Consider the following 242-nt stretch of genomic DNA (forward strand, 5'->3'; position numbering starts at 1 on the left):
AATCCGAATCAAACAGCCGAGGCTTTTGCACGTCGATATTTAGGCAGGAAACCTACACTAATGGAACGAGTCGAAGGTGAAAAATTATACGGAGGTAAATGTGTGGGCTGTTGGAAAGCGCAAATGCCGGACGGAACCTTTGTGGTGTATAGGCCAGCAGGTAATGCTTCTATGACCAAGGGAACTACTGCGTCTGTTGATATTAATAACCCAACATTAAATAACTTAAATATTAATTTAAA

1 pseudogene is annotated in these 242 nt (G+C 40.9%); it reads left to right on the top strand.

Going from position 1 to position 242, the window contains the following annotated elements:
• A pseudogene (locus HMPREF3047_RS10845) lies at window positions 1-242 on the top strand (adhesin); the annotation flags it as partial.

The organism is Neisseria sp. HMSC075C10 (genome assembly GCF_001815615.1).
Classification (GTDB): Bacteria; Pseudomonadota; Gammaproteobacteria; order Burkholderiales; family Neisseriaceae; genus Neisseria; species Neisseria subflava_A.